General features: G+C 60.2%; 24 protein-coding genes. 11 read left to right on the top strand and 13 right to left on the bottom strand.

Annotated features, from left to right (window positions below):
* Together ACH6CV_RS15260 and ACH6CV_RS15255 are read right to left on the bottom strand one after the other, a co-directional pair.
* A complete protein-coding gene (locus ACH6CV_RS15260; protein ID WP_456359075.1) occupies positions 1–573 on the bottom strand; it encodes a chromate transporter in 573 nt (190 codons plus the stop codon).
* Positions 563–1,141 (bottom strand): chromate transporter, encoded by a 579-nt coding sequence (locus ACH6CV_RS15255; RefSeq protein ID WP_456359074.1) that lies wholly within the window; start codon positions 1,139–1,141, stop codon positions 563–565. The genes ACH6CV_RS15260 and ACH6CV_RS15255 overlap by 11 nt, the downstream gene beginning before the upstream one ends.
* Positions 1,142–1,422: 281 nt before the next feature.
* Between ACH6CV_RS15255 and ACH6CV_RS15250 the strand changes: the two genes are divergently transcribed.
* From ACH6CV_RS15250 to ACH6CV_RS15210, 9 genes are all read left to right on the top strand, one after another.
* Positions 1,423–2,325 (top strand): LysR family transcriptional regulator, encoded by a 903-nt coding sequence (locus ACH6CV_RS15250; protein ID WP_456359073.1) that lies wholly within the window; start codon positions 1,423–1,425, stop codon positions 2,323–2,325.
* Positions 2,326–2,895: 570 nt separating this feature from the next.
* Entirely contained in the window at positions 2,896–3,171 is a 276-nt protein-coding gene (locus ACH6CV_RS15245) for a DUF5320 domain-containing protein (protein ID WP_456359072.1), read from the top strand.
* 95 nt (positions 3,172–3,266) lie between these two features.
* Positions 3,267–3,638 (top strand): DUF134 domain-containing protein, encoded by a 372-nt coding sequence (locus ACH6CV_RS15240; RefSeq protein ID WP_456359071.1) that lies wholly within the window; start codon positions 3,267–3,269, stop codon positions 3,636–3,638.
* Positions 3,639–3,712: 74 nt separating this feature from the next.
* Positions 3,713–4,555, top strand: coding sequence for a P-loop NTPase (locus ACH6CV_RS15235; RefSeq protein WP_456359070.1), 843 nt, complete (start codon positions 3,713–3,715; stop codon positions 4,553–4,555).
* Between the two features lie 37 nt (positions 4,556–4,592).
* Positions 4,593–4,952 carry a NifB/NifX family molybdenum-iron cluster-binding protein gene (locus ACH6CV_RS15230; protein ID WP_456359069.1) on the top strand — a complete coding sequence of 120 codons (360 nt, stop codon included), beginning with the start codon at positions 4,593–4,595 and terminating at the stop codon, positions 4,950–4,952.
* Positions 4,953–5,798, top strand: a complete 846-nt coding sequence (locus ACH6CV_RS15225) for a nucleotide-binding protein (RefSeq protein ID WP_456359068.1) — start codon at positions 4,953–4,955, stop codon at positions 5,796–5,798.
* Positions 5,795–6,679: an ATP-binding protein gene (locus ACH6CV_RS15220; protein ID WP_456359067.1), complete on the top strand. Its 885-nt coding sequence runs from the start codon at positions 5,795–5,797 to the stop codon at positions 6,677–6,679. Before ACH6CV_RS15225 ends, ACH6CV_RS15220 begins: the two co-directional genes overlap by 4 nt.
* On the top strand, positions 6,676–7,497 hold the full coding sequence (locus tag ACH6CV_RS15215; protein ID WP_456359066.1) for an MBL fold metallo-hydrolase: 822 nt from the start codon (positions 6,676–6,678) through the stop codon (positions 7,495–7,497). The genes ACH6CV_RS15220 and ACH6CV_RS15215 overlap by 4 nt, the downstream gene beginning before the upstream one ends.
* A gap of 12 nt (positions 7,498–7,509) precedes the next feature.
* A complete protein-coding gene (locus tag ACH6CV_RS15210; protein WP_456359065.1) occupies positions 7,510–7,869 on the top strand; it encodes a NifB/NifX family molybdenum-iron cluster-binding protein in 360 nt (119 codons plus the stop codon).
* 192 nt (positions 7,870–8,061) lie between these two features.
* Here the strand turns inward: ACH6CV_RS15210 and ACH6CV_RS15205 are convergent, their stop codons facing one another.
* Together ACH6CV_RS15205 and ACH6CV_RS15200 are read right to left on the bottom strand one after the other, a co-directional pair.
* The gene (locus tag ACH6CV_RS15205; RefSeq protein WP_456359064.1) at positions 8,062–8,376 is read right to left on the bottom strand and encodes a cupin domain-containing protein; all 315 of its coding nucleotides are present in this window, start codon (positions 8,374–8,376) and stop codon (positions 8,062–8,064) included.
* Between the two features lie 5 nt (positions 8,377–8,381).
* Entirely contained in the window at positions 8,382–9,062 is a 681-nt protein-coding gene (locus tag ACH6CV_RS15200) for a 4Fe-4S binding protein (RefSeq protein WP_456359063.1), read from the bottom strand.
* Between the two features lie 133 nt (positions 9,063–9,195).
* Between ACH6CV_RS15200 and ACH6CV_RS15195 the strand changes: the two genes are divergently transcribed.
* Positions 9,196–9,873, top strand: coding sequence for a Crp/Fnr family transcriptional regulator (locus tag ACH6CV_RS15195; RefSeq protein ID WP_456359062.1), 678 nt, complete (start codon positions 9,196–9,198; stop codon positions 9,871–9,873).
* Positions 9,874–9,935: 62 nt separating this feature from the next.
* Here ACH6CV_RS15195 and ACH6CV_RS15190 read toward each other — a convergent pair whose 3' ends face one another.
* The 9 genes from ACH6CV_RS15190 to ttdA all read right to left on the bottom strand — a co-directional run bounded on the left by ACH6CV_RS15190 (position 9,936) and on the right by ttdA (position 21,328).
* On the bottom strand, positions 9,936–12,671 hold the full coding sequence (locus ACH6CV_RS15190) for a glycosyl hydrolase (RefSeq protein ID WP_456359061.1): 2,736 nt from the start codon (positions 12,669–12,671) through the stop codon (positions 9,936–9,938).
* Positions 12,672–12,676: 5 nt separating this feature from the next.
* Positions 12,677–13,918 (bottom strand): alpha-L-fucosidase, encoded by a 1,242-nt coding sequence (locus ACH6CV_RS15185; protein ID WP_456359060.1) that lies wholly within the window; start codon positions 13,916–13,918, stop codon positions 12,677–12,679.
* A 12-nt stretch (positions 13,919–13,930) separates the two neighbouring features.
* Complete coding sequence (locus ACH6CV_RS15180) at positions 13,931–14,632, bottom strand: FadR/GntR family transcriptional regulator (RefSeq protein WP_456359059.1); 702 nt, start codon at positions 14,630–14,632, stop codon at positions 13,931–13,933.
* A 4-nt stretch (positions 14,633–14,636) separates the two neighbouring features.
* Positions 14,637–15,479, bottom strand: coding sequence for a carbohydrate ABC transporter permease (locus ACH6CV_RS15175; RefSeq protein WP_456359058.1), 843 nt, complete (start codon positions 15,477–15,479; stop codon positions 14,637–14,639).
* Entirely contained in the window at positions 15,479–16,462 is a 984-nt protein-coding gene (locus ACH6CV_RS15170) for a carbohydrate ABC transporter permease (RefSeq protein WP_456359057.1), read from the bottom strand. The genes ACH6CV_RS15175 and ACH6CV_RS15170 overlap by 1 nt, the downstream gene beginning before the upstream one ends.
* Before the next feature lie 133 nt (positions 16,463–16,595).
* Positions 16,596–17,933 carry an ABC transporter substrate-binding protein gene (locus ACH6CV_RS15165; RefSeq protein WP_456359056.1) on the bottom strand — a complete coding sequence of 446 codons (1,338 nt, stop codon included), beginning with the start codon at positions 17,931–17,933 and terminating at the stop codon, positions 16,596–16,598.
* 42 nt (positions 17,934–17,975) lie between these two features.
* On the bottom strand, positions 17,976–19,151 hold the full coding sequence (locus ACH6CV_RS15160) for a trans-sulfuration enzyme family protein (protein WP_456359055.1): 1,176 nt from the start codon (positions 19,149–19,151) through the stop codon (positions 17,976–17,978).
* Between the two features lie 666 nt (positions 19,152–19,817).
* Complete coding sequence (gene ttdB / locus ACH6CV_RS15155) at positions 19,818–20,432, bottom strand: L(+)-tartrate dehydratase subunit beta (protein ID WP_456359054.1); 615 nt, start codon at positions 20,430–20,432, stop codon at positions 19,818–19,820.
* Positions 20,429–21,328, bottom strand: coding sequence for a L(+)-tartrate dehydratase subunit alpha (ttdA, locus tag ACH6CV_RS15150; protein WP_456359086.1), 900 nt, complete (start codon positions 21,326–21,328; stop codon positions 20,429–20,431). The genes ttdB and ttdA overlap by 4 nt, the downstream gene beginning before the upstream one ends.
* Before the next feature lie 138 nt (positions 21,329–21,466).
* Between ttdA and ACH6CV_RS15145 the strand changes: the two genes are divergently transcribed.
* The gene (locus ACH6CV_RS15145) at positions 21,467–22,435 is read left to right on the top strand and encodes a LysR family transcriptional regulator (RefSeq protein ID WP_456359053.1); all 969 of its coding nucleotides are present in this window, start codon (positions 21,467–21,469) and stop codon (positions 22,433–22,435) included.
* Positions 22,436–22,547 lie beyond the last annotated feature (112 nt).

Below are 22,547 nucleotides of genomic sequence, written 5' to 3'. Positions count from 1 at the left end.
TCACGCCATCACGATTGCCCCGGCGATTCCCGCCAGCACCGTCAGCAAAATCGGGTTGGTTTTAAAACGTATATTGAGCGCCGCGGCCAGCACGAAAATGGCCACGCATGCCAACGACAACGCGCCGATTGGATTTGCAAACACATCTCCGATATTCTTCCCCGGGTTCGTGAGCACTTCGGACGCGATCGCAACCGCCGCGGCCGCGATCAAACCCACCGTTGCGGGCTTGATGCCGGACAGAATATCCGTCAGCCAATCATCGTCCTTATAATGCGCAAACAGGCGCATCAGGACGACGGTCATGATAAAGGATGGCAGAGACACCCCCAGAGTCGCGGCAACAGCCCCCAAGAGTCCCTGGTGCAGATATCCTGCATAGGTGGCCGCGTTGATCGAGATAGGCCCCGGGACCACCATGTCCAATGCGTACAGATCGGCAATCTGCGCGGCGCTGATGGAAAAAGATTGCGCTTCCGATATAACCATGGGGAGCATCGCGTAGCCGCCGCCAAAGCTCAAAAAACCCAGCTTCAAAAACGTGTAGAATAGCCTGAAGCATTCAAGAAGCATCCCCTCGCCTCCTTTCCCGATGCCGCCTGACGCGCTGATACACGCATCCGGCCGCGCCGGACAGAACGACAATCGTCGGCGCACCGAGGCTCCCCAGCACGGCGAGCAGGAAGGCGGCGATCATCAGAATAATGGAAAAGGCGGCTTTGATATTGTATTTGCCCAGCGAAATGGCGGCCGAAACCACCAGAGCGGCGGATGCCGCGCGGATCCCGCGCATGGCGCCCATCAGCGGGCCCTGCTGCGGGATCATTTCCGCAAGAACCGTGGCCGCAACCATCAGGACAAGCGTCGGAAGGATCGCCCCAAAGCCCGCCGCCAGCATCCCGAACATGCCCGCCGCATGGCGGCCGACGAGCGTCGCACAATTCAGCGCGATTACGCCGGGCATGGTTTGTGAAAGCGTGGCATACTCCATGAATTCGTCCTTGCTCAACAGCCGATGTTTCTCCACCATATCCCGCTCAATGAGCGTGATGATGGCAAGGCCCCCTCCAAAAGTAAACGCGCTTGCCTTCAGAAACGTGATGAACAGCACCCAATATTTGATGAATTTGTTTTTGCCCATCCTATCCTCCAGATTTGTCGTCAATCCCGTCATCATTCGTTTTGCAGCCAGTCCCGGCGCATCGACGGCGCGATTCCCTGCGGGTTTATTCTCAGCCTTCGGAGCAATGATAATCACAGCTTTTCCAAATGCCTTAAGCCGAGCGCCGGGAAGCACGCTTCAAGGGCAGCCCCGGCCGCCGGAAATCCGTAGGTCACCCCTGGAACACTTCCAGTATACTCCTTGACACGTCATAAGTAAAATAATATAATGCTATTATGTCCATATGATTTTCATTATATATGAAAGCGGCGATCACATTGACCTTGCGGCATTTGAACATCTTCGTGACGGTCTGCGAAGAAGACAGCATTACAAAAGCGGCGCAAAAGCTGCATATCGCGCAACCCGCGGTCAGCCTTGCCGTGAAAGAGCTGGAGGAATACTACGACGTAAAGCTCTTTGACCGCATATCCAGGCGGCTCTACCTTACCGACGCGGGCAGGAAACTGCTTGAATACGCAGCCCATATCGTCTCGCTTTTGGGCGATATGGAGAATAACATACGCCAATGGGAGCGCTCCGGAAAACTGAGAATCGGCGCTTCGATCACCATCGGCACCCGCCTGATGCCGCGGTATGTGCGCGCCTTCCACAAAAGCCATCCCGAATCAAATATTGAAGTCCATATCAGCAGTTCCGATCTGATCGAGAAAAAAATCCTGCAAAGCGAGCTTGACCTTGCCCTCATAGAAGGCGTCGTTCATTCAGATAGTATTATCGACCATATCTTTATGAAAGACAGGCTTGCCGTCATATGCGCTCCTTCCTGTGCTCTATGCGAAGAGGAAACGATCACGATCGAGCAACTTCTATCCCAGCCATTGCTGCTGCGTGAGAGCGGAAGCGGCACCCGGGAACTGTTCGACCACGTCATGGCGTCCTTTGAACGCACCTATACGCCATCCTGGGAAAGCACCAGTACCGAGGCGTTGGTTCATGCGGTTCGTAACGGACTGGGCGTTTCAGTCCTGCCCTATATGCTCGTACAAGACAAACTGAAAAAGGGTTCCATCGTGGAGTTGAAGGTTGCGCAGCTGCATTTTGATCGAGGGTTTCACATCATCTATCACAAAAACAAACTCCTGACCAGCCTGGCGAGGGAGTTTATTGAAATGTGCCGGAATTCCGGCGTTGAGGCCTAGGTAAGCGCTGATTAAAGCACGCGTGCGATGGCGAGGGGAATTTTTGCCGGATTGGGCTTGCAAAATCCGAAGGCGTAGCAGCGCTACGTCGAGGATTCTGCGGGCCCGAGCTGGCGAAAATGCAACCGCCACCGCGCGTGGGATTTGATCAGCGGTTACCTAGGTAAGCGCTGATTAAAGCACGCGTGCGATGGCGAGGGGAATTTTCGCCGGATTGGGCTTGCAAAATCCGAAGGCGTAGCAGCGCTACGTCGAGGATTCTGCGGGCCCGAGCTGGCGAAAATGCAACCGCCACCGCGCGTGGGATTTGATCGGCGGTTACCTAGTGCGCCTGTGCGCGGGCTATGCCTCGCGCTCGAGATCAGGATGCCGCCGTTCGCGCCAAGCCCTGTTCTCACCGCACCCGCGCCGGGCAGCCCGCCGAGGCTCGCATGCGGGGCCACGCCGATGGCCCTCGCCTTTCACGCAAAATTTCCCCGGCTCTTTTTCAAATAGTTCTTGACATATGCCCAAATCCGGATATAATAGGGTTTGAAACGGGCATATGCCTAAATCAAAGGAGGTGCGAACATGCCTGGAAGAGATGGAACCGGGCCCGTCGGCGCGGGCCTCATGACGGGCAGGGGCTTTGGCGTCTGTTCGGGCGGCGCCCCGGGCTACGGTGCGGGGCGAGGCGCGGGTCTGGGCCTGGGCCGGAGGGGAGGCCGTGGATGCGGCCGGGGATTCGGAGGATACGTTCCTTCCGACCGGTACGGCTCCCTAACGCGGAAAGAGGCCCTTTCCGAACACAAAAAGCTGCTGGAGGATCGACTCGATTTCGTCAACAAGCAGCTTGATGAACCGTAGAAGTCTGGACGGGCATGCGGAAGGGGCTTTGCCCCTTTCCCGCACGCCACACCGACCGAACCCACAAAGCGATTCCCCCCGACAGGAGGATGAGTATGCCAAGACCGATGAAAATGCGCAAAGTCTGCTGTCTGCCCAGAAGCAACCTGTTCGGTCCGCTGAACGCGCAAACTGAACGGGAGCCTTTTGTCGCGATGTCCGTGGACGAATACGAAACGATCCGCCTGATCGATCTGGAGAACTTTACGCAGGAGGAGTGCGCCGATCAAATGAACGTCGCCCGGACGACCGTCCAGCGCATCTACAGCGATGCCCGCAAAAAGCTGGCGGAAGCCCTGGTGCATGGAAAGACGCTCAGGATTGAAGGCGGCGATTATCTCCTGTGCGGAGGGCTCGAGGAGACCTGCCGCTGCGGCGGCTGTCAGCGGCATCGCCGGGGCAGGCTGTTTAGCGGATCGGACTCGTAAATGCGCCGGGAACGGCAGGCGCAGGACTCTGCCGGACTTGACATAGGTAAGTATTAAGACGGAGATGAACCAAAATGAGCGAATGCACGAACGATTGCGCATCCTGTGGCGAAAGCTGCTCCGACAGAACCGAACAGCAGACGGATTTTCGAGCGAAAGCCAACGAACTGTCCCATGTCAAGAAGGTCGTTGCCGTCGTCAGCGGAAAGGGCGGCGTCGGAAAGAGCCTGGTCGCCTCCATGCTGGCCGTGCTGGCGCGGCGCGCCGCCTACAAGGTCGCCGTCCTGGACGCGGACGTCACCGGGCCATCCATGCCGAGGGCATTCGGGCTTTCCCAACGGGCCGAAGGTTCCGAGGTGGGCCTGTTCCCGGTTGGCACCAAGACCGGCATCGAGGTCATGTCGCTGAACCTGCTCCTGGAACACGATACCGATCCGGTGGTCTGGCGCGGCCCGATCATCGCGGGCACCGTCAAGCAGTTCTGGACGGAAGTGGTCTGGGGAGACGTGGACTTCATGTTTGTCGACATGCCGCCGGGAACGGGCGACGTGCCGCTGACGGTCTTTCAGTCGCTGCCGGTGGACGGGGTGGTCGTGGTCGCCTCGCCGCAGGAACTGGTGGGCATGATCGTCGAGAAGGCGGTCAAAATGGCGGGCATGATGAACATCCCCGTGCTGGGGCTTGTCGAGAACATGAGCTACATGATCTGCCCCGACTGCGGCAAAAAACTGACGCCCTTCGGCGAAAGCCACGCGGATGCCATCGCCGAAAGGCACGGCATCCCATCCGTCGCGCGCGTGCCCATCGAGCCGAAGCTTGCGGCGGCCTGCGACAAAGGCGCCATTGAGCTTTTTGACGGGAACTGGCTGGATCCGCTATTCAGCCATTTGGAGAAAACGTTCGGCTTCGCGCGCTAGCTGATAACCGAACCCATCTCACCAAAGGAGGAGTATCATGATCATTGCAATTCCAGTCAACGAAGACAGGACGACCGTCTGCCCGTCCTTCGGGCGGGCCCCCTACTTCTGGGTGGCGGACACCCAGAGCGGCGGCAAGTCGATCCTTGAAAACGCGGCCGCCCGCAGCGAAAGCGGCGCGGGAATCCGGGCGGCGCAAGCCGTGATGGACGCAAAGGCCGATGCGCTCGTCGCGCCGCGCCTCGGAGAAAACGCGGCGAATGTGCTGAAGGCCGCCGGCGTCAAACTGTACGTCCCGGCGTTCGACGGCGCGCAGGCAAATGTCGACGCCCTGCTTTCGGGATCGCTTGAGCCGCTGACGCAAATCCATCCGGGGTTTCACCACGGAGGAAGATGAATGAAGATCGCCTTCCTGAGCGGAAAGGGCGGAACGGGCAAGACGCTGGTCGCCGTCAATCTGGCGCGCGCGGCGCGGCGGTGCCTGTACGCGGATTGCGACGTGGAGGAGCCCAACGGGCACCTGTTCCTGGAACCGGCGTCCCCGGCCCGTTGCGAAGTAACGGTTTTCGTGCCGGTGATCGATCCGGAAAAATGCCTGGGCTGCCGGGTATGCGTCCGGTTCTGCCGCTTCGGCGCGCTGGCGTTCGTGAACGGAAAGCCGCTTTTGACGCAGCCGGTCTGCCACGCCTGCGGAGGATGCGCCCATCTCTGCCCCGCCGGGGCGATCGCGGAGCGCCCCCGCGCAATCGGGGTCATCGAGCGCGGCTTCTCCGGCGAGATCGACGTGTTGACCGGCATGCTGAATCCGGGCGAAGTGAGCGGCGTCCCGATCATCCGCGAACTTCTGGCGGGCATCGGCGCGAATGCCCCGCTCGCCCTCATCGACTGTCCGCCCGGCGCGGCGTGCGCGGTGATGGAATGCGTCCGCGAAGCCGACCTGTGCGTGCTCGTGGCCGAACCCACGCGATATGGGGTACACAACCTACAGATGGTGGACGAACTGTGCGGGGAGTTCCACAAGCCGCGCGTGGCGGTTATGAACAAATGCATGGAGGGCATCGACAATCCTTCCGAGGCGTACTGCCGGGAGCGTAAAATTCCAATCGCCGCGCGCATCCCCTTTGATTCGGAATTGGGCCGGTTGAGTTCGGTGGGCGTTCCCGCCGCGACAAGGCTGCCCTGGGCCAAGGCGCTGTTTGGGAATCTTCTCAACCGGCTCACGAAGGAGGCGGATCGCGTATGAAACAGCTCCTCGTGCTCAGCGGCAAAGGCGGCACGGGCAAGACCACCATCGCCAGCGCGCTGATCCATCTCTCGGACGCGAAGCGGTTTGCCGACTGCGACGTCGACGCCCCCAACCTGCATCTATCGATTCAAATCCCGCCCGAAAAGGCGGAGGAGGATTATTATGGACTGCCCAAGGCGCAAATCGACGAAGGCCAATGCGACCGATGCGGCCTGTGCATGTCGCTGTGCCGTTTTGACGCAATCTCGCGCTTGGAAGATGGGCGCTACCGCATCGATCCGGCGGCCTGCGAGGGATGCGCGTTGTGCGAGGCCGTCTGCGAATCGCGCGCGATTTCGATGCAGCCGGCGATCACCGGCCGTCTGGTCGCATATCGCGGTGACGGTCGGTTCTTCTCGACCGCGTCGCTTCGCATGGGCAGCGGGAATTCCGGGAAACTGGTTTCCGTAGTCAAGAAGAAGCTCTTGGAATCCGGAGCCGCCGGGCGCTTCGCGGTGATCGACGGTTCGCCCGGCATCGGCTGCCCGGTGATCGCATCGGTCAGCGGCGTGGATATGGTATTGATCGTCGCCGAACCCACGCTCTCCGGCGTAAGCGACATGGAGCGCGTTCTGAAAACCGCCTTCCGGCTGGGCGTGAAGTGCGCGGTGTGCGTCAACAAATCGGATGTCAACGAGCGCATCGCCGATGAGATCGAATCGTTCTGCGGGAAGGCGAAAATCCCGTTCGTCGGGCGCGTTCCGTATGACAGAAGCGTCGTGGAGGCGGTGAACGCGGGTGTCGACGTCGTGGATCGCGGCGGAAGCGCCGCGCGGGCAATCGAAGCGCTGCACGGGCGGGTGTCCGCGCTGCTCCGGGAAAGCGAGGAAGCGGAATGAACGTCAAGGTGCTCGTGGAGGACACCAGCCTTTCGCCTAAGTACCGCTGCGAACACGGGCTGAGCCTCTACATCGAAACCCAAAGGCACAAGGTGCTCTTCGACATGGGCCAGAGCAATCTGTTCCTCGAGAACGCCGAACGGATGAACGCCGACATCGGCGCCGTGGACACGGCCGTCCTTTCGCATGGGCACTACGATCACGGCGGCGGCATCGCGGCGTTCCTCGAACACAACGGCCGCGCGAAAGTATTCGCCCACGAGTGTGCGTTCGAGCCGCATTTCTCCCTGCGCGAGGGCGACCGGATCGAGGACATCGGGCTGGACCGGGCGTCCGAGACACAGCCGAGGATCCGAAAGACAGGTTTCTTTTTGAGGTTGGACGACGAGATTGCGCTCTTCTCCGGCGTCTGCGGAAGGGCTCGCTCTCCGGCCAACCGGACGCTTTTGAAAAAGGCGCCGGACGGTTATGCGCCCGACGACTTCTGCCACGAGCAGAACCTGATCGTCACGGAAAGCGGCGAGGATGTGCTGTTCACCGGCTGCGCGCACAACGGGATCGCCGATATCATCGAAGCGGCCCGCGCGCTGCGGGGCAGAGTACCGCGCGCGGTGATCGGAGGATTCCACCTGTGCCTGAAGGAGGACGCCTCGGACGGCGACGCGGCGTTCGCCGCCCGGGTCGCGGACGCGCTTTCGGCATCCGACGCCGTATACTACACCGGCCATTGCACCGGCGAGGGCGGGTATCGCCTGCTGAGGGAAAGACTGGGCGACAGGGTATTGCGTTTATCCACCGGACTGGAATTCGATATTTGAAGGAGGACAACCATGAAAATCGCGGTACCGAGCAACGGAAAGATCATCTGCGGGCATTTTGGACATTGCGAGAACTTCAACCTCTACGAGGTGCGGGACGGCCGCATCGCTTCGGAGCAATCCGTTCCCAATCCGGGCCACAAGCCGGGCTTTCTGCCCAACTTCCTTGCGGACATGGGCGTGACGACCATCCTGGCGGGAGGCATGGGCGGCGGCGCGGTGCAGATTTTTCAAGAGAGGAACGTCGAAGTGGTCGTCGGGGCGTCCGGAGACGCGCGCACGGCGGCTGAACAATACCTGAAGGGCGAACTGCAATCAAGCGGCGAGGTCTGCCACGAGCACGCGATGGAAAAGGGTGGAAACTGCGGTTGATACCGACCGAAACCATCCATGCGTTCATCAGGCGAGTGGGTTTTCCGCTCCGGCCCAGCCCGAAAGCCTCGGCGCGAGGCCTTCGGGTTTGGCCGGAGCGGAACCCTTAACGCCGCCCGGCGGTTCGGTACCGCAACGGTGCGGCGAGGGAAAGACGCCGCCTGATGCGCGCGGGCATGGCCGAGCTTGGCATCAATCCCCCGGGGCGGGCGCCTTGACGACGATCAGTTCCAGAACCGCGTCGTCGATGTTTCTCACGTTCATCTTGGTCTTAAACGGAATTTTCAGCACCGTTCCCGCCGGATATGCGCGCACTTCCTGGTCGTCCAGCCCGATCGAGAGCCGCCCGCGGACCACCGTCATGTACACATTGGAATTTGAGAAGTGCTCGGGGAGCCCTTCTCCCTTGGGAAACACCATGTGGATGTAATGAAGGTTCTCGTCCCCGATCACCCTCTTGACGGACTTTTCGTCCGTCGCGACCAACTCATACGCCTTCTCGATCATCACTGTCAACCTCCTGTAAGCCGGTTCTGTTCGCGGGGCTCAAGAGAGCGGCCCGCATTGCGCAAACCTGTCGATTGGTAGCCAATGGCCCCCTGCCTGCATGCCTCGGAACACGCCATGCATACAAGGCACTCGCTTTTGAGGATCTCATAATGGCGCTCACGCTTTTCGACCGCCTTTGCGGGACACACGCGATGGCACATACCGCAGCCATTGCACAGCGCGGATTCGATGACCATCGCGCGCCCGGACTTTCGGGCCGGAAGGCTAAGGATCGTTCCATAGGGGCACAGATGCCGGTGCCACAGCGCCTCGGGGAACACGAGCGTCAGCAGGACGCCCAACGCAAAGAGCGCGGGGAGAACCGGCAGTTTCTTCCCGGTCGCCATGGTGAAGGCGAATGCGGCAAGAAACAACCCCAAGGCGAACATGCGAACCCACGGCTTCGTCATCCATGACGGAATCCGGGCGCTTGGAATCCGCAGCTTCTTTTTGATCCACGCGATACCCCGCATTACGGTATGGATCGGGCAGATCCAGCCGCAGTACACGCGGCCCAACAGGAACGCGGCGAGGATGGATAGGGCAAACACGCCCATCCATACCTGCGCGCGCCCGCTCAGGGTCAGGCATACGAAGAGCGCAAGAAACACCGCCTGAAAAACAAGCTGTAAGGTTTTTTTCATAGGTTTGCCTCGCTCGCGGCGCTCGGTATCGGGGACTTGCCGCAAAGCTCCTCCTGCATCATCATAGCGCATGCCGCCGGAAAAGAATAGACACCGATGTTTCCTTTTGATACAATTGACAGGGGGTGATACAATGGATCCCGAGAGCCTGCGGCGGATTGCAATGTTTTCGAATTCAGATCCCGAAGCGCTCCGGCGGTGCGTGGCGGACCATCGGATATTCAGCAGGAAATACGCCAAGGGCGCGACGGTGCACCGCCAGCGCGATCCTTGCTCCACATTGGATGTGGTGCTGTCCGGCAATCTGGCCGCATATTCCCTTTCCGAGAACGGTTCCGCGGTCTCGATGTTCGAGTTTCACGAGCAGGGGGTCATCGGCGCCAATCTGCTGTTCGGGGAGAGCAACGCGTATCCTTTGAACATCTACGCGGTCACTGCCTGTGAGCTGCTCCACATTCAAAAAAGCGCGGTCTCCGAACTGCTTCACGGCCACGACTTCGTCATACACTTCATCCGGTCGCTATCGGAAAACACGCTGGGCATGAACCGCAGAATCGCGATGCTCGCGTACAAGACGCTTCGCGAAAACATCCTGGACTACCTGAGGCAGCAGAGCATCCTCCAGGGATCCTCCGATATCCTCCTTCCGATCAGCAAAAAGGAGCTTGCCGACCATCTGGGCGTCCAGCGGCCGTCGCTGTTTCGGGAGCTGAAAAAAATGAAGGACGAAGGCCTGATCGACGTCTCCAACCGAAGAGTGCGGATGCGCACAAACGGCGCGGCAAAAACCCATCCCGGCCGAGATCATTAACGCGTTCATCAGACGAGTGGTTTTTCGTCCTCGCACAGCCTGAAAGCGCGGGCACAGCGGCGCTACGTCGAGGCTTTGAGCTTTGCGGCGGAACCCTTAGCGCCGCTCGGCGGTTCGGTACCGCACGTCACAAGATGCACAGGCCCGCTGACGCCGGACGGCTGAGGCTCCTTGATCGCCGCGCGCTCCTTGCCCGCGTACAGCCTGCGCCTTCGAATATCGCCGATGATGTTGGTGAAATACGGCCAGCGCGCGTCTACCGAGTTCTCCTGTTCCCTCTCCGGCCGGTTTGGGTCGATCACATGGTTGATCCACGTGTTTACGACGCGAAGGGTCAACCGGTGCGCGCCCTTTGAGATTATGCCCAGCCGCGCGCGAAGCGGCGCCTTCCAGATGGATGAAACGGTTTCGCCATCCAGCAGTACGTCGCAGCAGCAGTCCAGCCGGGTCAATTCTACGAAGAGCGCCCGATCCCTGTCCAGCTCGAAATCCGCCCAATACACCCCGTCGCCGCTGTGGTAGCGCGTCTTTTCGTACCGCTCCCATCCCACCGGGTCCTCGAGGCCCTCCGCGACGGTCTCTTTGTCCACCGCGAGCGTCCAGCCATTCAAGCGCAACACCTTTCGGTAAACATCGGCAGGGCGGGGCGCGAGGCCTTCCTCGCCGGCAATCAATACCAGCGATTGGTTGGGCTCCAAATCGATCTCCACGCGCGCTCGGCCGCCCGAGTCCGTAAGCGAGACCGGCGCCATGTACAGCTCCGCCATCGGGTCGTAGAGCCGCACTCCGCCGCACGCCCGGAGGGTCAGCACCGCGCGCCGGGCCTTCGCGGAAATGTTGGCGATGAAGTAGGCGTCTTGCCCGTCCACACGGCGGCGGATAAAGCCCACGTCCTGCGCGTCTCCACCCTCGACCACGAGGTCGGGTTCCAGCACTTCACGAAGCGCCTCGATCAGGCCGTCGCGCCGGTCCGGCACGATTCGCGCGTTTCTCAGGGACGTCATCGCGCGCCGCACCGCTTCCGCGTTTTCCTCCCTGTGCAAAAGCCCGCAGCCGTCAGCCGGAAGGCCCCCGCACGCGATGACCGCGACGCCCGCCCCGTCCATCCGGGCGATCGCCTGGGCCGTCTCTACCGGCAGGCGCGTACACCCGATGAGCAGCAGCGCCCTGTACCGATTGATGCCGATCCGCAGCGCGCCGTCTTCCAACGTACCCCGGTCGCACAATACCTCGTCATTTACGTATGTAAACCAATAGCCCGCCCGTTGCAGTCGGTTCACCGTGTCCTTGCCGACGTAGTCCTCGACGCGCAGCGCCATGTGCAGCTCCGCCATCGGTGAATCCGACCAGATGTCCCCCGCAGGAATGTAGACCATGACCTCGCTTACAGCCGGGCCGCCCTGCATCAACGAGCACACCCTGTTCATGTAGGCGGACAATTCAGGGTAAAAGCGCCACCAGGTATTGTTCGGATTCAGCATGGAGGAGGCGTAGAAATTCCAGCCCGGTTTCCCCGCGCGCTCCGGCGAGTAGGAGAAGCCATGGTTGACGATCATCTGAATGCCGTCCACCATGATGGCGTCGAAGGCGCGTTTGACCATCTCCGGCGTTTCCAAAAACCTCGGCGTTCGCAGCCACGTAAAGCTCTCGTTTGAAACGATGGGCCGATCGTAGCAGAGGCCCGCCGACACGGCGAGCCGGCGGTGCACAGTATTCACCACGTACCGGTCGTGCAGGCCGAAGGTTTCACCCTCCGGAATGTCGGCGGATGCGTAGGCCTTCAGGATGTCGGCCCAGATGCCATGCGCCTGCGTCCTTGAAGTTACGCCCCACGCCCCGCACCAGGCGGTGAAGTTCTCAAAAAACCCTTCGAGCGTGAGTTCCGAGAAGGTTTTGAAGTAATCGTAGCGGACGGGCTTGGTGACCTCACCCAAGTCGCCCCAGAGCGCAGGCAGGTAGGGCGCGAGGTCGTACCCCCGGCGGGCTTTGAATTCTGAAAGCAACGGTTCCGTCCAGTTGCAGCCGCCCAGCTCGATGGAGTCGCAGAAGAACGAGCGGATGCGCCCCCGCCCCAGCCGAGCGATCAGCGCGTCGCCCATCGTGCGGAAGTAGAAATCCGCGACGTCCTTTCGGCAGTGGTCGATGGCCAGCCCCTGCATGTTGGGCGCGGGCTTTCCTATGTTCTGCTTGTATTTCTGCACGACGAAGGTGAAGACCCTGTGCGGCCCTTCGGGAATCGCGACTTCCAGTTTGCTGCCCCAACGCCAGGTTTCGATAAACGTGGGCTGGACGCAGTCCGTGACGTCCCGGGCGGTCTGCGCGTCCGGGACGCCGTCCCGCACCCGGCAAAGCACAACCCGCTCGATCTCGCCCGGCAGCACGCAGGTGTAGTCGAACGAAAAAAGCGTTGGGCCGGTCACGTCGTGGCTCAGCGGCACCAGAATATCCGGCGCCATCGTATCCTCGACGAAGGAGCCGCCGAACGGCCAGCCGGAGCCCAGCGTCAGGTCGACGCCGATGTCCATCTCCCTCGCGCAGGTGAGCGTAAAGTCCAGGATGTCAAAGAACTCCGGTGAAAAGAAATCGATGTGCCTTTGCCCGGCAGACGCGTCGTCAAAGTCCAGCGGATAGAGGAACTGTATCTCGACGCCGCCGATCCCGGCGTCCCGCATGGCTTCGAGCTGCAGCCGGATCTCTCGCTTTTCCACCGCGCCACCGTACCACCACCACCGGGTGTTGACCCGCGCTTCACGCGCGGGGTATTGAAGGCGTCTGATCGCGCCGCGTTCGCCCGCCATGTCCCTCACCCCTTGATCGCCTCGAAGGCGACCTGATCCTCTTCGATCTCGACGCAGATGACGGTATCGATATCCTTGGGCTGTTCGCCCGGCCACAGGATGCGCCAGCTGTGGTCGCCCTCGCAGGTGACGCGCTCTTTCAGCGTGAGTTCACGCCCGTCGGAGAGCAGGTACGCACGCTTTGGCGTATTGGCCATGTTGAGAAGGTACACATCCGGCATCTCCTCAAACACATGGATATAGAGCTTCCCGGGGCGGGATGTGAAATAACCCCAGTCTATGTCGTAGGGGTATGCGGGAACCGGCCGCGTGCCATAGATGCTCTCGCCGCACCGGGAGAGGAAACCGCCGATCACGCCGAGCACCCGCTCGCACGCCTCCGGCACGCGGCCCGCCGCGTCCGGGCCGATGTTCAACAGGAAATTGCCGCCGCGGCTGACCACCTTGACGAGGTTGCGAATCAGCTTTTCAGGGCTCTTCCAGCGCCGGTCAAAACGGCTGAAACCCCAGGTGTCGTTGATCGTTGCGGGCACCTCGAAATCACCCGGGTATGGCAAAAGCGGGATAAAGTTGTCGCCGGTGGTCATGTAATCGCCCAGGCCGTTTCCGATGCGCCCGGAGATCAGGCAATCCGGCTGCAGCCGCCGGACCAGCGCCTTGAGCTCCTCCGACTGCGCCTTGGTCATGCTCATGGGCGTATCGAACCAGATGAGGCCCACGTCGCCGTACTCCGTAAGAAGCTCGGTGATTTGCGGGATGCACTTCCGATCGAGGTAGTTTCGGAAATCCTTCCCTTCGTCCGGTACGCCCTCCTCGATGCCGTCCGGATGATGCCAGTCCTGCGCCTGCGAATAGTAAAAGCACAGCTTGAGGCCGTACCGGTCGCAGGCCTCGCGCAGCGCCCGCGCGGGGTCCCGGCCCCAGGGCGTCGCGTCCACCACGTTGTAGCGGTCGGCCTTTGAGCGGTACATCGCGAAGCCCTCGTGGTGCTTCGCGGTGAGGACGACGTACTTCATGCCGGTGTCCCGCGCGAGGCGCGCGATCCTGTCGGCGTCGAAGCTGTCGGGATTGAACCGAGACGCGAGCTTTTCGTATTCTTGCGCCGAGATACCGAGGTCGTGCATGATCCACTCGGCGATGTTGTTGGTTCTGACGCCCCGGTATTCTCCGGCAAGCAGCGCGTACAACCCCCAATGAATGAACAGGCCGAATTTCGCGTCCCGCCACCAGCTCATGCGGTTTTCCATTTGTTTCCCCTCCTACGGTTTTCCGGAAGGCTCGTCCAGCACCTGCAGATCGTACATGCGAATGTACTCGTGCGCGGCCAGTGCGAAGCTCAGCTTCTTGTCGCGAAGCGCCTCGGCCATCTCCAGGTGGTATGGAATGGTCTTGATCCACAGTGACGCCGCGCCTTCGAAAATGCCCGAATAGTCGTTGAGCGCATCCACCAGCGACAGCACCATCTGCGAGAGCGTGCTGCTGCCGCCGCAGTTCAGCAACTGTATGTGAAACTCGCGGTCCAGCGCGATTGAGAAGTCGCCCTCCTCAGCCAGCGCGTTCAGCTGCCTGCCAAGGTCGATCAGCCTGTCCAACTGCTCCGCGGTGGCGCATTGCGCCGCCCGCCGGATGGCCAGCGATTCCAGCCACATCTTGATCTCCAGCAGGTCGCGGTAGTCTACGCGAAGGAGCTCCATCGTAAGCGGCGGCTCCACCGACTCCCGCCGGACGAAGGTACCCTTGCTGGGCTCGATCTCGACGACGCCCTCCGACCGGAGCATCCCCAGCGCCTCCCGCACGGTATTGCGCCCGGTGGAAAGCCGCTCGGCCAGCGTCCGCTCCGACGGCAACTTGTCGCCGACGCGCAGGCCCTCCGCGCGGATGTACCGGCAGATCGCGCTGGACACCCGCACGTGCAAAAGGTCCTTCGAAACCGGTTCGATGCGCTGTTCGGACCGCTTCATGGCTTCACTCCTTCACGGCGCCCGCCGTCAGGCCCTCGACGACAAAGCGTTGCATCACCGCGAACATGGCCGCGGTGGGCAATAACGCCAGCACGCCGCCAGCCATCAGGACGCCCCATTTGACATCGTATTTTCCGATCAATGACTTCAGGCCTACCGGAATCGTCCACATGTCCGAGGTGCTGATGAAGATCGTACCGGCGATCAGCTCGTTCCACGCGCCGATGAACGCGAACACAAACACCGCGACGATGCCCGGGAACATGACCGGCAGCACAATCCGCCGAAGGCCCTGCCCCCTGGTGCATCCGTCCACGGAGGCAGCCTCCTCCAGCGTGTAGGGGATGCGCTCGAAGAAGCTTCGCATCGTGATTACGCAAAACGGCAGATTGACGATCAGGTAGTAGACGAACAGGCTGAACCGGGTGTTGATGAGGTTCAGCTTCGCGTAGATCAGGTACAGCGGGATGATGACGAGGATCCCCGGGATCATCTGCGTGACCAGAAAGAAAAGCAGCATCGCGCTCTTGCCGCGGAATGTATAGCGCGCCATCGAGTAGCCGCCCAAGATCGAAAGCAAGGTTATGCAGATCGCGGTCGCGACCGACACGATCACCGAGTTCTTGAGTATCTGCCCGTAATCGTACATCGAAAACAGCTGATTGTAGTTTTCAGCCGTGAAGCTTCTCGGGAAGTAGGTCAGGTTCTGCGCGTCGATAATCTCTGCATGGGTCTTGAACGAGGTGATCCCCATCCAGTAGATCGGCAGCACCACCGCCAAGAGAAAAAGCGCCAGAAGAACCACGCGTCCGGCCGCCATCAAACCCTTTATCAGCTGCCTGCGCACTAGAAATCACCCGCCCTATTATACTTGGTCCCCTGCAAAAACACAACGGCGTACACCGCAAGGATGACCATCAACAGCACCCCCAGCGCCGAGGCGAGGCCGAAATCGTAACCCGAGAACGCGCGCGTGTACATAAAGGACGGCAGCGTCTGGGAGTGGTTGGCCGGCCCGCCGCCGGTGATGACGACGATCAGGTCGAAGGAATTGAATATCCAGATCGTACGCAGCAGGATCGTCACGATGACGGTCGGCTTGATGTAGGGCATCGTGATCGAGAAGAAGCGCCGGATCGCGCCGCAGCCGTCCATGTCGGCCGCCTCGTACACGTCCGCCGGGATCGACTGAAGGGCCGCCAGGTTCATGATCGCAAAGAACGGCACGCCCATCCAGATCATCGCCAGCACCACCACCGTCAGGGAAAGCCCCGGCGTACCCAGCCACGCCAGCTTCTCGCCGGCCCAGCCGAGCTTTTGAAGGAGGTCGTTGACCACGCCGTATTCCCCGTTGAAGGACCAGCGGAAGATGAGGCCGATGACGAACGCGGAGAATGCCCATGGCAGGAACACGACCGCCTGGTATAGCCCGCGGCCACGGAATTTTTTACGGAGCGCCAACGCCAGCGTCATGCCCAGCGTAAACTGTCCCGCGACGCTGGCAATCACATAAACCAGCGAATTGCGCATAATCAGGCCTATGTCGGGGTCGGAGAACAGCTTCTGGAAGTTTGCGAGGCCGTTAAAGCGGATGGCGTTTGGCGCGGTCAGCTTGTAGTTCTGAAACGCCATGACGAAACTGTCGATCAGCGGGTAGCCGAACATCAGAAGCAGCAGCACCAAGACCGGCAGGATGAACAGATACGGTTCCGCCGCGCGGCGCGCGCGCCGGTACCTTAAGGGCCTCTTCCGTTCATAAGCGCGTAGAAGCGCGAACGCGATGACGAAAACGGCCGCTACCAACACCAGGTACAGGACAAGCTCGCTCATGGGAACCCTCCTTCAAAAAAGGCGGGGGAAGGCATCCTCCCCCGCCCCCGCGCCTAAGCGTATACCAGTCGGCCTTCCGCCGCTGTGCGCCATAAAGCCCACCGCGGCAGCAAAGAAATGGTTCGGACAGACATCAGCCTTCGCTGAGCGCCTTGGGCTGCTCGACCGCGGAACCCGGGTTGTCCACCAGGTACTGCTTCATGCGGGCCTCAAGCTCCCTGGCCACGTTGCCCAGCGAGGTTTCGGCGTCCTGCTGGCCCAAGAGGTACTTCTGCATTTCCTCGTGCATCATGCCCTGGTGCATGTCGGTGTAGCTGAACGGGCCGAACGCACAGGGTACGACCATCGCGGGGTCATTGAGCTGCTGCACGAACGCGGCGTAGTAGCCATCCGGGCCATAGAACGGGTCGTCGCCGACGGCCTTCTTGATCGGGATCAGGCCGGTCAACTTGCAGTATTCGATGTTGTTGTCGGGGCGGGTCAGGAACTGGATCAGCTGCCACGCCGCGTCGGGATTCTTGGAGGCGGCGGAGATCGAGTATGCGTAGGGCGAATTGACGGTGTTGTAGATCTTGCCGTCCTTATCGCTCTTCGGCATCGGCATGACCATCCACTGCTCGTCCTTCATGGTGGAGATGCAGGTGGCGGCGACTTCGGAGTCGTTGATCAGCGTGCCGGTCAGACCGCCGGTGAAGTTGTCCACCATCTCGACGAAGCCCCAGTTGATGGCGTCCTTGGGTGCGCAGCCATCCAGGTACAGCGCATTCCAGGTCTTGTAGGCTTCGACGCTCTCCGCGGAATTGAACAGTGCCGCGCCGTCGTCGGCATAGGCCTTGCCGCCGCTCAAGCTCTGAAGATACACGAAGAGCGGGTCAAACGCGCCGCGCGCGCCGCGGAACGAGGTGCCGTAGTGGTTCTTGGCGGGATCTGTCAGCTTGTGTACGGCGTCGAAGAACTCGCCGTAGGTCCATCCCTTCGCGGGATCCAGGTTCAGACCGGCTTCGGCCGCCCAGTCCTTGCGCACGTACACGCCCTTTACCATGACGCCGTCGGGCACGGTGTAGTAGTTGCCGTACAGCTCCTTCTCGCCCTTCCAGACGAGCTTGGTCACGGTGTCGGCGTATTCGCCTTCCGTGCCCTCGATGTAGCTGTTGAGCGGGAGCACCCAATTGGCGGCGGTAAACTGGCCAAGCCAGCCGGCCCAGGTGGTCATCACGTCGGGAAGCTGGCCAGAGGCGCCCAGGACCGTCAGCTTGTTGGCCGCGTCATCCCACGGCACAGATTCGTAGGTCACCTGGATACCGGTTTCTTCCTTAAACTTGGCGAAGGTGGTTTCAAAGTACTCCTGGCGGACGGGGCTCGGAGAAACATCGATGAAGCGCAGTTCGATCCCCTCGGCATACGCGGCGAAGCCCGTGAAGAGGCTTGCCATCAGTACGAGGCACAGGACGGTCCCCAGCAGTTTCCTCATGTGATTCCCTCCTTATCGTTTTGAACGGCGCGACCGCGCCGGTCAAGTCTCGTCAAGCGCCCGGGAGAGATCCGCGATCAGGTTGTCCGCGCCTTCGAGGCCGCAGTGCAGCCGGATCAGTCCCCGGTCGGGGTTCCCAAGGAATCGGATCTCCTCGTCCGAGGCTTCGTACAGCGGGCAAAGCGCGAGGCTTTCGAACCCGCCCCAAGAGCAGCCCTTGCCAAACAGGCGGAGCTTATCAATGAAGCGCACCGCGTCCTCGGGCGGGCGGTCCAGCACCAGGCTCATCAGCCCCGTATGTCCGCGCATCTGCCGCAGGATCAGTTCCCGCTGCGGATGGGACGGAAGGCCCGTGTACAATACCCGCTTCACCTTGGGCTGCGCCTCAAGCCATGTCGCCACCCGGAGCGCCGTGCGCTGGTGGCACTTGAGCCGAGCTTCCAGGGTTCGCAGCCCGCGCAGCACCAGCCAACCTTCCATCGGCCCCAGCACACCGCCCAGCCACTCGCGCATGTTCCGGATGATGTAGTCCATCCGGTCGCCGTCCCTGGCGATCAGAGCGCCGCCGATAAGGTCGCTGTGGCCGCCCAGGTATTTCGAAAGCGTGTGCATCACAAGGTCGATGCCCATCTCCAGCGGGTTTTGGTAAAGCGGCGTGGAATAAGTGTTGTCGATGTAGGTGACAATGCCACGGCGCCGGCATATCTCGGCGATGGCCCTGAGATCCACGACGGTGAACACAAACGTTGCCGGGCTTTCCAGGATCATGAGCCTCGTATTGGGTCGTATGGCGCGCTCGATTTCATCAAGATCCGTCCCGGTCACGAAGGAGATGTCGATGTTCAGGCGCGGGCCGCCGACGGCGGCCATGAAGCGTTTCACCGGCTGGTAAGCGTCCCGCATGCACAGCACGTGGTCCCCCGACTTGCAGGTGCCCAGGATCGCGCTGGTTGACGCGGCCATGCCGGAAGCAAAAACCGCCGCACGCGCTCCGCCCTCGAGCGCGGCGAGCTTGCGCTCCAGAAGGTGCGTGGTGGGGTTTCCGGCGCGGGTGTAGACGTAGCAATCATCGTCCGTCGCGTCGGCGTGCGCGTACTCCTCAAACGTTGGGAATACGTGCAGCGAGTTCAGATATACCGGTGGCGCGACCGCGCCGTAATGGCGCGCTCGGTCCTCGAAGGAATGGGTCAGGATCAACTGCTGCCGGTTGAGTTCCATGCTTTCACTTCCAACTTCTTACCGGAGTAACTGGTACTAAATTAGAACCGATTATGCGTACAGTATATCCGACACAACGCCAATTGTCAATACATCCGCTCCATTATTATCGCACCGCGCGCCGTTTTCCGCCGTTTATCCCTTGCTGTCGTTTCCATTGCCTGTCAAATTGATGCTTTCTGGGAACCGGTTTGAGCGCCCGCATTTGTATCGAAAGCCGTTTCGTCATAACGATCAAAATCAGGCCCTTCCGAAGTTTGTCAAAACACATTGACAAGCGTCTCCTTGTCTGCTATCAGGTACCCCCGTAAGGCGTCTCCAGGAAAAGCGGGAAAACCCGATCCGGCTTCTCTTCCGGTTTGTCGGGGAGGAGAAGGGGAAGATGAAGCGCTCCGTACCCCTGGCGATTGTGGGGAATGGTTCGGAACACTTCCGTTCCTTGCGGCGGCCATCGGTTTCACCGCATGCGCGGCTGATTCGACAGGGGTTTGTCGTGAAGCCAATACATCCTCCATCATTCGCAAATGATGAAGGATGTATGTTGTCGTCTTCTCCTTGGATTTTTACGTCTGCGCAATCTAAACTCGTCAGGGTGTGCCGGGCGGCATTCACGGGGTCGCCGTGCAAGAGACATCGGAAACCGAAATGGGCGCCGAAGCATGATGGCTAATCGAGATAATCGACGTGCTTCGTGATTTCGGAAACGACGCGGTCCTTTCTCTCATCGAACATTTTTTTGTTATTCGCGAAGAGATTGTTCCCCATTGTGTCAATGGAGACGATCAGCGGGCCGAAGTTCTTGACGCGCAGCACCCACATTGCCTCCGGCATGCCCAGATCCAGCCATTCGACCTCCTCGACCTCTTCCACCTGGCTCGCGGCGAGAACGGCGCATCCGCCCGGAAAGACGGCGTGAATCGCCTTATGGGTTTTGCAGCCCTCCGCCGTCTTGTCGCCCATTCCCCCCTTTCCGACGATCAGCTTTACCCCGGTCTGCGCGATAAACTCGCTCTCATATTTCTCCATGCGCATGCTCGTCGTGGGGCCGATGGAAACGACGTCGTACTTGCCCGTTTCCTTATTTCCCCGCATGATGGGGCCCGCGTGAAAGATCGCCTTCCCCGCGAGATCGACGGGAAGGGGCTTATTCTGCTTGATTAGGCGCTGGTGCACGTCATCGCGGCTTGTAATCAAATACCCGTTCAGATAGAGGATATCCCCGATCGCGAGGGATTCGATGTCTCGATCCTCGATCGGAGTCGTCAGCGTTTTCGTGCTCATAGGACCGCCCCCTTGTGCGATATCACTTCGTATCCCAACTTCGAATCGATTTTGATGAGCGCCCTTCTGTGTGCCCAGCAGCCGGTGGACAGACCGACGGCCAAGGTTGCCGGGTGGCGGCCCGCGTGCTCGATATGAACGCCCATGACGGAGCTTTTCCCGGTAATGCCTCCGGGGCCGATTCCAATTTCGTTGAGCCCTTTCTCAATCATGGCTTCCAGATCCGCTCCGCGCGTGTTGCCGTTGTGCGTTCCGATCGGCCGCAGCAGCGCTTTTTTGGAGAGCTTTGCCGCCACCTCAACGGAGCCGGCAATGCCGATCCCGACCAGAAGAGGCGGGCAGGCGTTGATTCCATAGGATATGATCTGGTCAAAGACGAACTTCACAAGGCCCTCGTATCCCTCCAGCGGCATCAGAACCTTGGCGGTTCCGGGAAGACTGCACCCGCCGCCCGCCATGTACATGTAGATGTTCGCCTCGTCGCTGTGCGGAACGATCTCCCAGTCGATCCAGGGAATCCGTGTTCCCACATTGTTTCCCGTGTTCTTTTCATCGAAAACTTCGACGACGTTGTGCCGAAGCGGAGCTTCGACCGTCGCCTTTTTTACGGCTTCGCGCAGGCAGTCCTCGATTTCATCGATCAGCGGAAAGCGGGAACCAACCCGCACAAAGTACTGGATGACGCCCGTATCCTGGCAGCACGGCCGGTCCAACTCGTCCGCCATTCTCAGATCCTCGTCCATGGCGTCGTAGAAAATCCCGGCCATGGGCGTATCCTCCATTGCGCGAAGCTCCTTCAGCTTCGTGCCGACGTCGTCGGGAAGGTGCTTGCCCGCGTAGGAAGTGAATTTCGCCATGATGTCTATGAATTGATCGCGTTGCGCCTCTCGAGTCATATTCACCTCTCCCTTGCCAATATGGCGGTCGTTCATTCCGTTTTAAGTATAACCCGGAAACATACATAGATCAAATACTTTCCGTTTTATTGAATCCATAGTATAATACCTATGGAATCGGCGAGGGAGGGATGCGTCATGGAAGACAGGGCTTTGATCTATCTTGAAAAAATCCTGGAAGAGGGGAGCGTCTCCCTTGCGGCAAAAAGGCTGTATATTGCTCAGCCGTCGTTGAGCCAATACATCAAAAGGATCGAAAACGACCTGGGCGCGGAGATATTCGAACGCAATGCAAGACCGGCGAAGCTGACGGCTGCGGGTGAAATTTTCCTGCAAACGGAGCGGAGTATCCATCAGCTTCGGCAGCAACGAAAAAGTCAGATAGACGACCTGCTTGAAATCAAAACGGGGCGCCTGACCATCGGCAGTTCAAACTACCGGAGCATGTATCTGCTCACGACGGTACTGCCCGTCTTTAAACAGCGATATCCCGGTATCCGCATCAACCTTGAAGAGGGCATTACCGAAAAGCTCGAGGAATGCGCGACGCGCGGGATTACGGACTTTTCCATCGTGCTATTGCCCCTGAGCGATCCGGAACTGACATACGAGGAACTTTTTCAGGAGGAAATCGTACTGGCGCTGCCGGCAAAGCACCGCCTGTGCAACGCGGAGGACGAAGAGGGGCAATTCCCACCGTACCCATCCATCGACTTTTCTCTTTTGAAAGAAGAATCCTTCATCGTCATGAAGAAAGGTCAGAAGCTGAGAACCTCGTTTTTCGATTTATGCCACGGCGCCGGCTTCCGGCCGAATATCATCCTGCAAACAGACAGCATGGCAACGGCGCAAGCCCTGGCCGCCGCCGGAGTTGGAATCACGATTATCCCGGATATTCTTGCGATGCACAATGAATTCCCGCAGATGCCGCGCTATTTTTCGTTCAAGCAGCATGTCCCCCCGCGCAGGGTTGTCGTGGCCTATTCCAAGCGCAGGCCGTTGACCGGCGCCGCCAGGGCATTCATACGGGTTATGAAAGAAGTGGTTGATACTTGGCCTGGCCGCAGCGCGCCCCTCGGCTCGAATTGCGATGATTTGCAATTTTGATGGAATGGACGCGAATGTCCGCGCCACAGGAAGATCCATGAAACAAAGAACATGTTCGCTGCTGCCGCACACCGAACATGTTCTGGGTGGCTCCTCAGGTGGGACTCGAACC

Source organism: Anaerozeibacter quisquiliarum, from assembly GCF_051162045.1.
Classification (GTDB): Bacteria; Bacillota; Clostridia; order Christensenellales; family Aristaeellaceae; genus Anaerozeibacter; species Anaerozeibacter quisquiliarum.
This window is presented reverse-complemented; position numbering and strand designations above follow the sequence as displayed.